The 12,680-nt window shown below is 73.2% G+C and carries 12 protein-coding genes; 8 read left to right on the top strand and 4 right to left on the bottom strand.

Features of this window, described 5'->3' with window-relative positions; genetic code table 11:
• Window positions 1-237 precede the first annotated feature (237 nt).
• The 3 genes from P8S73_RS03320 to P8S73_RS03310 all read right to left on the bottom strand — a co-directional run bounded on the left by P8S73_RS03320 (window position 238) and on the right by P8S73_RS03310 (window position 2,598).
• A complete protein-coding gene (locus tag P8S73_RS03320) occupies window positions 238-471 on the bottom strand; it encodes a DUF3107 domain-containing protein (protein ID WP_019309459.1) in 234 nt (77 codons plus the stop codon).
• Window positions 472-563: 92 nt separating this feature from the next.
• Window positions 564-1,244: a TetR/AcrR family transcriptional regulator gene (locus tag P8S73_RS03315; RefSeq protein ID WP_029603142.1), complete on the bottom strand. Its 681-nt coding sequence runs from the start codon at window positions 1,242-1,244 to the stop codon at window positions 564-566.
• 37 nt (window positions 1,245-1,281) lie between these two features.
• Window positions 1,282-2,598 (bottom strand): glutamyl-tRNA reductase, encoded by a 1,317-nt coding sequence (locus P8S73_RS03310; RefSeq protein ID WP_102613170.1) that lies wholly within the window; start codon window positions 2,596-2,598, stop codon window positions 1,282-1,284.
• 134 nt (window positions 2,599-2,732) lie between these two features.
• Here P8S73_RS03310 and hemE point away from each other — a divergent pair, with 134 nt between their 5' ends.
• The 8 genes from hemE (at window position 2,733) to hemL (ending at window position 11,687) form a co-directional block, all read left to right on the top strand.
• The gene (gene hemE, locus P8S73_RS03305) at window positions 2,733-3,923 is read left to right on the top strand and encodes a uroporphyrinogen decarboxylase (protein WP_019309456.1); all 1,191 of its coding nucleotides are present in this window, start codon (window positions 2,733-2,735) and stop codon (window positions 3,921-3,923) included.
• Complete coding sequence (hemG, locus tag P8S73_RS03300; RefSeq protein ID WP_047978032.1) at window positions 3,920-5,404, top strand: protoporphyrinogen oxidase; 1,485 nt, start codon at window positions 3,920-3,922, stop codon at window positions 5,402-5,404. Before hemE ends, hemG begins: the two co-directional genes overlap by 4 nt.
• A 108-nt stretch (window positions 5,405-5,512) precedes the next feature.
• Complete coding sequence (gene hemQ / locus P8S73_RS03295; RefSeq protein ID WP_019309454.1) at window positions 5,513-6,229, top strand: hydrogen peroxide-dependent heme synthase; 717 nt, start codon at window positions 5,513-5,515, stop codon at window positions 6,227-6,229.
• A 1-nt stretch (window position 6,230) separates the two neighbouring features.
• Window positions 6,231-7,436 (top strand): ferrochelatase, encoded by a 1,206-nt coding sequence (locus P8S73_RS03290; RefSeq protein WP_102613169.1) that lies wholly within the window; start codon window positions 6,231-6,233, stop codon window positions 7,434-7,436.
• The gene (hemC, locus tag P8S73_RS03285) at window positions 7,433-8,377 is read left to right on the top strand and encodes a hydroxymethylbilane synthase (RefSeq protein WP_102613168.1); all 945 of its coding nucleotides are present in this window, start codon (window positions 7,433-7,435) and stop codon (window positions 8,375-8,377) included. Before P8S73_RS03290 ends, hemC begins: the two co-directional genes overlap by 4 nt.
• A complete protein-coding gene (locus P8S73_RS03280) occupies window positions 8,374-9,264 on the top strand; it encodes a uroporphyrinogen-III synthase (protein ID WP_396350506.1) in 891 nt (296 codons plus the stop codon). The genes hemC and P8S73_RS03280 overlap by 4 nt, the downstream gene beginning before the upstream one ends.
• 32 nt (window positions 9,265-9,296) lie before the next feature.
• Window positions 9,297-10,301 carry a porphobilinogen synthase gene (hemB, locus tag P8S73_RS03275; protein WP_102613166.1) on the top strand — a complete coding sequence of 335 codons (1,005 nt, stop codon included), beginning with the start codon at window positions 9,297-9,299 and terminating at the stop codon, window positions 10,299-10,301.
• 66 nt (window positions 10,302-10,367) lie between these two features.
• Window positions 10,368-11,687 carry a glutamate-1-semialdehyde 2,1-aminomutase gene (hemL, locus tag P8S73_RS03270; RefSeq protein WP_102613165.1) on the top strand — a complete coding sequence of 440 codons (1,320 nt, stop codon included), beginning with the start codon at window positions 10,368-10,370 and terminating at the stop codon, window positions 11,685-11,687.
• 119 nt (window positions 11,688-11,806) lie between these two features.
• Here hemL and P8S73_RS03265 read toward each other — a convergent pair whose 3' ends face one another.
• Entirely contained in the window at window positions 11,807-12,505 is a 699-nt protein-coding gene (locus P8S73_RS03265; RefSeq protein ID WP_102613164.1) for a 3'-5' exonuclease, read from the bottom strand.
• Window positions 12,506-12,680 lie beyond the last annotated feature (175 nt).

Genomic DNA, 12,680 nt, shown 5'->3' with positions numbered 1-12,680 from the left:
GTGAGGAAGCCGATCGTGGAACGTACCCACCCGGGCGCTCATCGGAACGGTGCACGACCATCCGGGCGCGGTGCCGGAGCGGGTGAAGACTGAACGTGACGGTGTCCTGGGACGACCGGTCATCCTGCTGAAACACCCCCAGTGTACCCGCAAACGCACCGACGCCCCCGGGCGTGTGCTCCGGGGACGTCGGCGCGGGTGGGCGGGAGTGCCGGTGGCGGTCCCGCCCAGAGGGGCTCAGCCCAGCGGCAGGGGAGTGAAGCCGACCTTGCGCTTGGTCTCCTGCCCGGTCTCCACGTAGCCGATGCTCGCGGCCGGAACCACGGCCGTGCCGCCCTTGGAGTCCTGCAGCACGAGGGGAGCGCCGGAGCTCAGTGCCTCGGCCACCTTGGCCTGCACCTCGTCGGCGGTCATCTCGGCGTGGACCACGAGCTCACGGGCCACGTTCTGGATGCCGATCTTGATTTCCATGGGTACCTCCTGCGGGGGTGGTCTCCCCGCGGTGCTCGCGGGTCGAACGCTGTGCGGCGGACCGGTCGCGCGGGGTGTCCGCGTCCGGCGGGTCAGTCCTGGTCGTCGCCGCTCAGTCTAGGAGCCGCCTCCGCGTGCTCCTCGTTGAGGGACTTGATTCCGCCCCAGGCTAAACGGAACAGCCGGTCCTGGACCTCCTCGCGCGTGCCGGCCTCGGGGTGCCGGGTCCAGAAGACCGCGGAGGTCTCCACCAGGTGCACCAGACCCCGGGACAGCAGCATGGCCTGGGCCGGGGGCGCGCCGGTCCGCGGACCGAGGAACGCCGCCACGGTCTGGGCGACCTCCTGGTAGAACTCGTCCAGCTGCGCGGCGACCTCGGGGAAGGACATCAGGTCCGCGCTGAACACCAGGCGGTGGGCCTGGGGGCACGAGTGCACGAACTCGAAGTGCGTGTCGATCACGTTGCGCACCTGCGCGCGGTTGGAGTCCGCGGTGGCCAGGGAGTCGCCGATGCGCTGCGAGAGATCCGCGAGCGTGTGCTCGACAAGGGCGAGGAACAGCTCCCGCTTCCCCGGGAAGTGCTGGTACAGCACGGGTTTGGACACACCGGCCGCGGCCGCGATCTCGTCCATGGACGTGGCGTGGTAGCCGCCGTCGGAGAACACCCGCAGTGCCGTGTCCAGCAGCTGCTCGCGGCGCTGGTCCCGACTCATGCGCCGGGCGCGGACGTGAGCGGGGCGCGCGGGAGCGCCGGCGGCGTCGGAAGCTGTCATGTGGCCCTCCTCCGAGGACGAGCGGTCGGACATGGTCTCAGCCGACCGCGCGCGGGCGCGGGGCGTCCGAGGGGGACTGTTCGGCGGGAGGCTCCTGCGCGGCGTCGGAGGCCTCCGGAACGGCGACCTCCAGGCCGTAGAGAGCCTCCAGGCCGGTGATGTACTCGTCCGCGCGGCCCTCCGCCGCGAGCTGGCGGGCCCGGACCGTGGGGGTGTGCAGCAGCGAACGGACCATCCGGCGCATGGCCATTTCGATCTGCTCCTCGGCGCCGGTGCAGCCGTGGTGGGCGCGGACCTTGTCCAGCTCGGAGTCCAGCACCGCCATGGTGTGCTTGCGCAGGGCCACGATCGCCTGGTCCATGCTGCGCGCGTTCTGGGACGTCTCGAACCCGCGGGCGGCGCGCTCCACGATCTCGCGCGCGGCGCTCACGGACTCACTGGTTTCCTCGGGCGCGGCCACGCGCACGGACTCCAGGGTGATCAGCTCCACGCCCGGCAGGTCCGCCACGGCGGGGTCGAAGTCTCGGGCCAGCGCGAGGTCCACCACGGTGCGAGGCCCGTCCGGGAAGGCGGCCGCGGGCATGGGAGCGGAGCCGCCGGAGCACCCGATGATCACGTCCGCCCGGCGCAGGGCCGCAGGAAGGCCCGCGTCCGTCACGGGGGAGCCTCCGCGCTGGTCCGTGAACTGCTCGGCACGTCCGGAGCCGGAGTAGACCTCGATGTCCGCGCACCCGCGGTCCCGCAGGGCGGCCATGGTGGCACCCGCGTACGCCCCGGTGCCGAACACGAGGGCGTGGCGTCCGGGCCAGTCGCCCGGGGTGATGTCGTCGGCGAGGTCCAGCGCCACCGACACGATGGAGCGTCCGCGTTCGCCGAGCCCCGTGCGGGCGCCCACCTCGCGGGCGGTGCGGGCCGCGGCCTCGAACAGCTGCACGAGGTGACCCGAGGCGGTGCCCGACTGGCGGGCCTGGGTGAGGGCCCGGCGGACCTGGCCCGTGATCTCGCGCTCGCCCACCACGGCGGACTCCAGCCCGGAGACCACGGTGAACAGGTGACGGGGGACCTCGGGCCCCTGGTACGCGTCCATGGTCTCGAGCACGAACCGCTCGTCCAGGCCGGCACGCTCCGCGATCCTCTCCGCAAGCTCCTGCTGGGCGCGGGCCACGTTGCGCGGGTCGTGCTCGGACAGCTCACCGTAGAGCTCGAGCCTGTTGCACGTGGAGAGGGTGATGGCTCCCGCCAGCGCACCGCGGGACACGGCGTCCTCGGCCACGCCGAGGGCCCCGGTGCTCAACCTGGCCACAGTGTTGAGGTCAACGGTGCGGTGCGATGCGACAAGACAGAAAAGAACCACAATCCCGCCATCCTAGACGAAGTCGTTCTGCTCCGCCCAGCATAGCCACCAGCGCGCGGCACGGTTCAGGTCCCACCCGTGCGGACGGATCGTCACCAAAACGCGTCGGAGTCCTTTGGCATGATGGGACCATCATGGCTTCCCAGAACGCGCGCATCCCCGAGTCCTCCGAGCCCCGTCCGGCAGGGTCCGCCGCCACGGCCCACGAGGCGGCCCGACCGGACCTGGATCCCCAGGCCGAGGCCGCCGCGTGGCAGCGCCGCCTCGGCGCTCTGCCCGAAGCCCACCCGCTGCGCGTCGGCACCGCCGAGTCGCCGCTCGTGCGCACCCTGCGCGGGCTGCCCGCCGAGCACCGCCCCGTGTGGTTCATGCGCCAGGCCGGCCGATCCCTGCCCGAGTACCGGGCGGCCCGGGAGGGCACCGGGATGCTGGAGGCGTGCCTGACCCCGGCGCTCGCCGCGGAGATCACGCTGCAGCCGGTGCGCCGCCACGGTGTGGACGCCGCCATCTTCTTCTCCGACATCGTGGTGCCCATGAAGCTCGCGGGAGTCGGAGTGGACATCGTGGCAGGGCGCGGACCGGTGCTGGAGCACCCCGTGCGCTCGGCCGCGGACGTCGCCGCTCTGCCAGAGCTTCCCGACGCCGCCCTGGACCCCATCCGTGAGGCCGTGCAGCGCACGGTCGCGGAGCTGGGGGACACGCCGCTCATCGGCTTCGCCGGGGCACCGTTCACCATTGCCGCCTACGCGGTGGAGGGCGGTCCCTCCCGCGACCACCTGCGTCCGCGCACCATGATGCACGCGGACCCGGCGTCCTGGGACGCGCTCGCCCAGTGGGCCGCCCGCACCTCCGGCGCCTTCCTCCGGGCGCAGGTCGAGGCGGGGGCGTCCGCCGTGCAGCTCTTCGACTCCTGGGCGGGCTCGCTCTCGCTCGGGGACTACGAGGCCCACGTGCAGCGCCACTCCGCGGAGGCGCTCGGGGCGGTGGCGGACCTCGGGGTGCCCCGCATCCACTTCGGCACGGGCACGGGGGAGCTGCTCGCCGCCATGCGGGACGCCGGCGCGGACGCCGTGGGCGTCGACTACCGCATTCCTCTCGACGTGGCCTCGCACCGCCTCGGCGGGCGTACCGTGGTGCAGGGCAACATCGATCCCGCTCTGCTCTGCGCGCCACGGGACGTGCTGCACGAGCACGCCCGTGACGTCCTGCGCCGGGGCGAGAGCGCTCCTGGCCACGTGGTCAACCTGGGCCACGGTGTCCCGCCGGACACGGACCCGGACGTGCTGAGCGACCTGGTGACTTTCATCCACGAGGAGACCCGGTGACACCCTCCCCCCGAGACACACGGCCGTCCTCTTCCCGGCGTCCTCGCACCGCGCTGGTGGTGGGCGGGGGAGTGGCTGGCCTCACGGCGGCGCGGGACCTGGCCGCCGCCGGGCTGCGCGTCACGCTCGTGGAGGCCTCGGACCACTTCGGAGGCGCCGTGGGCGCCCACGAGGTCGCGGGGCTCGTGCTGGACTCCGGCGCGGAGTCCTTCGCGACCCGCTCCACGGCCGTGCCCGAGCTGATGTCGGAGCTCGGTCTCTCGGAGCGGATGGTCACCCCAAATCCCGCGGGTTCCTGGCTGCACCTGCCCGAGGGTGCGGTGCCGGCACCGCGTTCCGGGGTGCTCGGAATCCCGGCCGATCCCACCGCGCCGGAGCTGCGCGCGGCGCTCGGGCGCTCCGGCGTGTCACGCGCGCGGATGGACAAGGTGCTTCCCTCCCGCATGGGTGCGGGTGAACGCACCGTGGGTGCCCTCGTGCGGGCCCGCATGGGCCAGCGCGTGGTGGATCGGCTGGTGGCACCGTTCGTCTCCGGCGTCTACTCCACCCACCCCGACCAGCTGGACGTGGACGCCGTGGCCCCGGGCCTGCGCGCACGCATGCGCGAGCTCGGCAGCCTGGGTGCCGCCGCGGGCGCACTGCGGGAGGCGAGCCCAGCGGGGGCGAACGTCGCCGGGATCGACGGCGGGATGAATCTGCTGAGCGAGCGGCTCGTGGACGACGCCGAGCGGCTGGGCGTCAAGCTGGTGGCCCGCTACGACGTGATCGCCCTGGACCGTGATCCCCGCCGACCGGGGTGGATGGTCATCCAGCGACAGCCCACGGACGGGGACAAGACCGCGGTGGCCCGCGGCGAGCTGCTCGTGCTGGCCGCGGACGGCCCCACGTCCGTGCGGCTCATGGGCTCGCACATCACGGACGCACAGAACTTCACACCGCGCTCCGGTCCGCGGATCGCGCTCGCGACCCTCGTGCTGGACTGCCCCGCCCTGGACGACGCGCCGCGCGGCACGGGCGTGCTCGTGAGCGACGACGTCCGCGAGGTCCGTGCCAAGGCCCTCACCCACTCGAGTGCCAAGTGGGCGTGGGTGGCTCGGGAGGCGGGGGAGCACCGCCACGTGGTGCGGCTCTCCTACGGGCGCACGACCCCCAAGGGCACCGGCGCCTCGCCGGAGGTCGCCCTCGAGGACCGGCATTTGATCTCGCTGGCCCTCGGGGACGCGAGCACGCTGCTGGGCGTGCCCATCGAGCCCGCCCAGCTGGTGGGCGCGGACGTGGTCCGCTGGCACGCGGCACTGCCCCGCACCGACGCGGGGCACAGCGCCCGGGCCGCGGGCTTCCGCCGCGCGCTGAAGGACGTCCCGGACGCGGTGGCGGTCGGCGCGTGGCTGTCGGGGACGGGGCTCGCAGCGGTGGTCACGGACACGCGGCAACAGGTCAGGAACCTGCTCGCCCGCCACGGGTACGACGTCGCCACGTGACGTCGCCCACGGGAGCGGCACGGGCGGCGTCGTGGACGCCGTGGCCGGTGACCGGGAGCCGCGCGGGTGCAGCGAACGAGAAGAGAAGACGGCGAGAGGAAGTGCACGATGACTGAGCACGGAGCAACAGACGCACAGGGCGCCGCGGGAGAGGGCGGCGAGACCCTGTACTGGGCCGGCTACACGGTGCTGGAGCGCACGGGGCAACGGCCGCAGGACGCCGATTCACCGGCCAACCGGGAGGCGTTCGACGCCCTCGTGGCGGACCTCGAGCAACGGGACGTGACCGTACGCGGCGTGTACGACGTTTCCGGGATGCGCGACGGGGCGGACCTCATGGTGTGGCTCACCGGCAAGGAGCCGGAGGTGCTGCAGGCCGCGATCCGCGAGCTGCGGCGCCAGCCCCTGCTGGCCGGGACCCGGCAGGCATGGAACGCGATGGGCGTGCACCGCGAGGCGGAGTTCACGTCCAACCACTCGCCCGCGTTCGCACGTGGTGCCGAGGCCCAGAAGTGGGTGTGCGTCTACCCGTTCGTGCGCTCCTACGAGTGGTACTACATGAACCCGCAGCGCCGCGGGGAGATGCTCAAGAACCACGGCATGAAGGCCCGCGAGTACCCGCAGGTGCTCGCCAACACCATCGCGTGCTTCGGGCTCAACGACTTCGAGTGGCTGCTGGCACTGGAGGCCCCGGAGCTCGTGGACCTGGTGGACATCATGCGCCACTTCCGCAACACCGAGGCACGCCTGCACGTGCGCGAGGAGACCCCGTTCTACACGGGGCGCCGGATCACCACCCACGAGATTGCCGAGGTGCTCGACTGAGATGACTGACACCCGAGAGACCAATGCCTTGAGCGCCGAGCGCGCCAACGCGCCGCACACTTTCGACGCCCTGATCCTCTCGTCGTTCGGTGGGCCGGAGGGTCAGGAGGACGTGATCCCGTTCCTGCGCAACGTAACGCGCGGCCGCGGCATCCCGGACGAGCGGCTCGAGGAGGTGGCCACCCACTACCGTGCGAACGGCGGCGTGAGCCCCATCAACGCCCAGAACCGGGCGCTGCGCGATGCGCTCGAGGCCGAGCTGCGGCGCCGTGGTGTGGAGCTGCCGGTGCTGCTCGCCAACCGCAACTGGGACCCGTACGTGGCGGACGTGCTGCGCGAGAGCCACGAGCGCGGGTACCGGGACCTGCTGGTGCTCGCCACGAGCGCGTACTCCGGGTACTCCAGCTGCCGCCAGTACCGGGAGGACTACGGCGTGGGCCTGGAGGAGACGGGGCTGCAGGACGAGCTGCACGTGGAGAAGATCCGGCAGTACTACGACTCCGAGGGCTTCCTGCGCCCGTACGCCACCAAGCTGCGGGACTCGCTGCTCGCCCTGCGCGAGCGTACTGACGGACCCGTGCGCGTGCTGTTCACCACCCACTCCGTGCCCATGACGGACGCCAACGCGGCCGGCTCCCAGCGGATGAGCTTCGAGGGGAACTCCGCCTACGTGGCGCAGCACCTCGCGGCCGCGCGCTGGATCGTGGAGCAGGTGGGCGAGCCCATGAACGGGGTGGAGTGGGAGCTCGTGTACCAGTCCCGCTCCGGGCCCCCGCAGGTCCCGTGGCTCGAACCGGACATCTGCGACGTCATCGAGGAGCTGCCCGGCAAGGGGGTCACCGGCGTGGCTGTGGTGCCCCTGGGCTTCGTCTCGGACCACATGGAGGTGCTCTGGGACCTCGACACCGAGGCCCGTGACGCCGCGGCCGAGGCCGGTCTGGAGTTCGAGCGCATCCCCACCGCCGGCACCGATCCCAAGTTCGTGGCCGCGCTCGCGGACCTCGTGGAGCAGCGGCTGGGCACGCCCACCGCGCCCCCGCGGGTCTCCGCGTGCGCCCAGGGCACGTGGTTCGACACGTGCGCTCCGGACTGCTGCGTGAAGGTGTTGCGCGGCCAGAGCGAACCCCGCCCCACGATCGCCCAGCGGCCCGTCGGCGAGCCCATCCCCGTGGGCCTCGACGAGAACGGCGAGGTGATCCACCGGTGAGTGGACCCGTGTTCAGGGTGGGCACCCGTGGCTCGCAGCTGGCCATGACCCAGAGCCGGTGGGCGGCCGAGGCCGTCTCCCGTGCCGGGGGCATCGACCACGAGCTCGTCACGGTGCGCACCGAGGGGGACGTCCTCACGGGGCCGCTGTCCCAGATGGGCGGTACCGGGGTGTTCGCCACCGCGCTGCGGGCACAGGTGCTCGACGGGCGGGTGGACCTCGCGGTGCACTCGCTCAAGGACCTCCCCACGGCCCCCGTGGAGGGTCTGCGGATCGTTGCCCTGCCCGAGCGTGAGGACCCGCGGGACGCCCTGTGCGCCCGGGACGGCCTCACGCTCGCCGAGCTGCCCGAGGGTGCGGCCGTGGGCACGGGCTCACCCCGGCGCGTGGCCCAGCTGCGGGCCCTGCGCCCGGACCTGCGCATCGTGGACATCCGCGGCAACGTGGGCACCCGCCTGAACCGGGTGGCTCCCGGTGATCCGGGGGACCTGGACGCCGTGGTGCTCGCGGCCTCCGGTCTCAAGCGGCTGGGGCTCGAGGGCAGCATCACGGAGTACCTGGACCCCCACATGATGCTGCCCGCGCCCGGTCAGGGCGCGCTCGCACTCGAGGTCAGTGCCCAGATGGACCCCGCCGGGCCGCTCATGAGGGGTCTCGAGGCCGTCGACCACCTGCCCACCCGGCTCGCGGTCACCGCGGAGCGGGCCGTGCTCGCCCAGCTCGAGGCTGGCTGCGCCGCGCCCGTGGGCACGTTCGCCCGCGTGGCCGGGGACGTCCTGGAGCTCGACGTGGTCGTGGCCAACCCGGACGGTTCCGAGGTGATGCGCCGCAGCGAGTCCGTGCCCGCGCCGTCCGTCGAGGAGGCCGAGGCCTTCGGGCGCCGGGTCGCGGACGACCTGCTCTCCCAGGGCGCCGACCGGTTGGCGCGGCTGAGCCTGTGACACCCCGTCGCGTGCTCGTGACCCGCGATCCCGCCGCCGCGCGCCCTCTGGCCGCGCTGCTGCGGGAGCGCGGGTACGAGCCGTGCACCGTCCGGTTGCTGGAGGCCTCCCTGCCCCTCGACACCGAGCCCCTGCGCGAGATGCTGCGCGAGGCGGCTCGACCCGCTGTTCCCACGTGGCTGTGCCTGACCTCGGCCACCGCGGTCCACGCCCTCGCGGCGGTCGCGGACTCCCCGGACTGGAGCGCGCATCTCGACGCCGCCCGGCCCGCCCCGCTGCGGATCGCCGCCGTGGGTGCCGCGACCGCGCGGGCCCTCGCCGAGCACGGTGTGGGCGTGGATTTCGTGCCCGCCGAGACCTCCAGCGCCGTCGGCATGCTCGAGGAGTGGCCGGAGCGCATCGAGGAGCCGGGGCTCGAGGGCAGGCAGTCCCCCGCCGCGTCCGGTGCACCACGGGCCCTGCTGCCCGTGTCCGCGCTGGCCTCCACCACTCTCGAGGAGGGCCTGCGGGCCAAGGGGTACCGTGTCTGGCGGACTTGCGCCTACGACATGGTGCCCGCCCCCGCCCCGCGGCCGCTGAGCAGGATCGCGTCCGAGCCGGACGACGCCCCGGAGCTCGATCGCACGGCCGCCCGGGCAGCGTGCGCCTCGGGTGAGCTGGCGGCCGTGGTGGTCACGGCGCCGTCGCGGGCGGCGGAGCTGCTGGACGGCAACCGTCCGTCGGCGGGCACCGCGTGGATCGCGATCGGTGAGCCCACTGCCCGCGCACTGCGTGAACGCGGCCTGACCCCCGTGACCGCCGGGCAGCCCACCCCCGAGGCGCTCGCCGACGCAGTGGTGCATGCGCTCGGAACGCCCGGCACGGCCGGGCGCAACGACTTCTCATGACGCAACGATTCGATGAACCAGGAGACCTGCAGATGAACGACGACGTCTCGTACGACCTCGTGTCCCGCCCCCGGCGGCTGCGCAGCACCCCGGCCATGCGCCGGTTCGTGGCCGAGACCCGGGTGGACCCCTCCGACCTGATCCTGCCGGTGTTCGTCAAGGAGGGGATCGGCGAACCGCAGCCCCTGTCCTCGATGCCCGGTGTGGTGCAGCACAGCATGGACTCGCTCCGGCGCGCCGCCGCGGAGGCCGTGGAGCTCGGTCTGGGTGGCTTCATGATCTTCGGCGTGCCCGAGTCCCGGGACGCCGAGGGCTCCGCCGCGCTGGACCCGGACGGGATCCTGAACCGCGGCATCCGTGCGGTGCGCGAGGAGGTGGGGGACGGCGTCGTCGTGATGGCGGACCTGTGCCTGGACGAGTTCACCGACCACGGCCACTGCGGCGTGCTGGACGCCCAGGGCCGCGTGGACAACGACCGCACGCTGGAGATCTATGGCCGGATGGCCGTGGCCCAGGCGGAGGCCGGGGCGCACATGCTGGGCCCGTCCGGGATGATGGACGGGCAGGTGGGTGTGATCCGCGCCGCGCTGGACGCCGCAGGCCGCGAGGACGTCTCCGTGCTCGCGTACACCGCCAAGTACTCCTCGGCGTTCTACGGTCCGTTCCGCGAGGCCGTGGACTCCACGCTCACCGGGGACCGCAAGACCTACCAGATGGACCCCGCCAACCGGCGCGAGGCCCTGCTGGAGCTGCAGACGGACCTCGCCGAGGGTGCGGACATGGTCATGGTCAAGCCCGCGATGAGCTACCTGGACATCCTGCGCGAGGTCGCGGACGCCTCCCCGGTGCCGGTGTCCGCGTACCAGATCTCGGGGGAGTACGCGATGATCGAGGCCGCGTCCGCCAACGGGTGGATCGACCGCGAGGCCGCGATCCGCGAGTCCGTGCTCTCCATCAAGCGCGCCGGCGCCGACTCGATCCTGACCTACTACGCCGCTGAACTCGCCCGCCGCCTCCGCCAGGAGAACGGCCGGTAACTGCCCACCCGCCGCGCCCGCGCGGTGCCCGGGACCCGGTCCCGGCGAAAGGAATGACGTGATCTCATGAGTGTTTCGCAAGAACTGTTCGACCGTGCCCGCCGCGTGATGCCCGGGGGTGTGAACTCGCCCGTGCGCGCGTTCAACTCCGTGGGCGGCACCCCGCCGTTCATCGCGGCCGCCAAGGGCCCGTACCTCACGGACGTGGACGGCCGCGAGTACGTGGACCTCGTGTGCTCGTGGGGCCCCGCCCTGATCGGGCACGCGCACCCCGTGGTCACCGAGGCCGTGCACGAGGCCGTGGAGCGCGGCCTGGGCTTCGGCGCCACCACGCGCGGCGAGACCGAGCTCGCGGAGCTCGTGGTGGACCGCGTGGCACCGCTCGAGGAGATCCGCATGGTCTCCACGGGCACCGAGGCCACCATGACCTCCCTGCGCCTGGCTCGCGGCTTCACCGGCCGTGACCTCGTGGTGAAGTTCGCCGGCTGCTACCACGGCCACGTGGACTCGCTGCTGTCCGAGGCCGGCTCGGGTCTCGCCACGCTCGCGCTGCCGGGCTCCGCGGGTGTCACCGAGGCGACCGCCGCACAGACCCTGGTGCTGCCCTACAACGACGTCGCCGCGCTCGAGACCGCGTTCGCCGAGCACCCCGGCCAGATCGCCGCGGTGATCACCGAGTCCGCACCGTGCAACATGGGCGTGGTCACCCCCGAGGACGGCTTCAACGCCGCGATCCGCCGCATCACGCAGGCGGACGGCGCGCTCATGATCCTGGACGAGGTGCTCACCGGCTTCCGCGTCCACGAGGCCGGGTACTGGGGTCTCAGCAACGCGGCGGGCGAGAGCTGGGCGCCGGACCTCTTCACGTTCGGCAAGGTCATCGGCGGCGGGCTGCCCACCGCGGCCCTCGGCGGCCGCCGGGACATCATGGAGCACCTGGCCCCCAACGGGCCGGTCTACCAGGCGGGCACGCTGTCCGGGAACCCGGTGGCGATGGCCGCGGGTCTCGCCACTCTCAAGTGCGCGGACGCGGTGGCCTACCAGACCATCGACCGCCGTTCCGAGCAGCTGCGCGCCGGACTGCGTGAGGCCCTCGACGCCGCCGGGGTGGACTACTCCATCCAGGAGGCCGGCAACCTGTTCTCGGTGGCGTTCGGAACCCGCGCCACGGGCGTGCACGACTATGCGGACGCCAAGGGCCAGGAGGCCTTCCGGTACACCCCGTTCTTCCACGCGATGCTGGACGCCGGCGTCTACCTTCCGCCCTCCGTGTTCGAGGCGTGGTTCCTCTCTGCGGCGCACGACGACTCCGCGATGGACCGGATCCTCTCGGCGCTGCCGGCCGCGGCGCGGGCCGCCGCGGAGGCACAGCCCCCGCAGGCCTGACCCGGTCCTGCATTTCCGGTTGTGCCCGGACCGGGTGTCCGGGGCGGGCACGCACGCGCGGGACGACGACGGCGCGGCACCCTGAGAGGGGTGCCGCGCCGTCGTTCCGGGGGAGTGGTCTACGGGCGCGGGTGGACGGGCCACGTGCCGTCCACGACCGCGGCGGGATCCTTGCGGCGGAAGTACTCCTGCAGGGACGCGGCCTGTTCGGCCGCCCACCCGATCTGCGCCCCGTGCAGCGCGGCGGCGGGCTGACGGAGCTCCGCGAAACGATCGGCCAGGGCGGCGGCGAGCCGCTCGGTGGCCAGGGCGTCCGCGGCGGAGGTGTGAGCGGCGTCGAGCACCACGCCGTACTCCTCGCAGAGCGCACCCAGGGTGCGCTTGCCGCGGCGGTAGCGGTGCACCTGCTTGTTGAGCACGAACGGGTCCAGCACGGGGAACGGCTCGGGGGCGGGCAGGCCGTGGCGCTCGGTCTCGCGCGTGAGCACCGTGAGGTCGTACGCGGCGTTGAATGCCAGCACGGGGATCCCGGCACGCCAGAAACCGGCCAGCACCGCGCCCAGTTCGGAGGTGACCTCGGCCGCCGGGCGGCCCTCCGCCCGCGCTCGTTCCGTGCTGACCCCGTGCACGGCCGCGGCCTCCTCCGGGATCTCAATGCCGGGGTCGGCGAGCCACTCCCACTCCTGCTGCACCTCTCCCGCGGGGGAGACCAGCACCACGGAGGCCGTCACGATGCGCGCCTGCTGGGGATCACGCCCGGTGGTCTCCAGGTCGAAGCACGCGCGGGGGCCCTCGTGCCACGGGCCGCCCGCCGCCACGACGCCGCTCGCGACCGCACCGTTCGCGACCGTACCGTTCGCGACCCTAACGTTCGCGGAGTTTGGTGCCTGGGCCCCTGTGGAGGGGGCGCCGGGAACGGACCACCGCGGAGCAGGTGCCGCTCGCGTCACCATCCCCGCGGACGTGGGCGTCTCCAAAGATGCGGGGGCCGCA

It is taken from the genome of Kocuria sp. ChxB (assembly GCF_044359605.1).
In the GTDB taxonomy this organism is placed as follows: domain Bacteria; phylum Actinomycetota; class Actinomycetes; order Actinomycetales; family Micrococcaceae; genus Kocuria; species Kocuria rhizophila.
The sequence above is the reverse complement of the archived record's forward strand: the minus strand, read 5'-3'. Positions and strand labels throughout refer to the sequence as shown.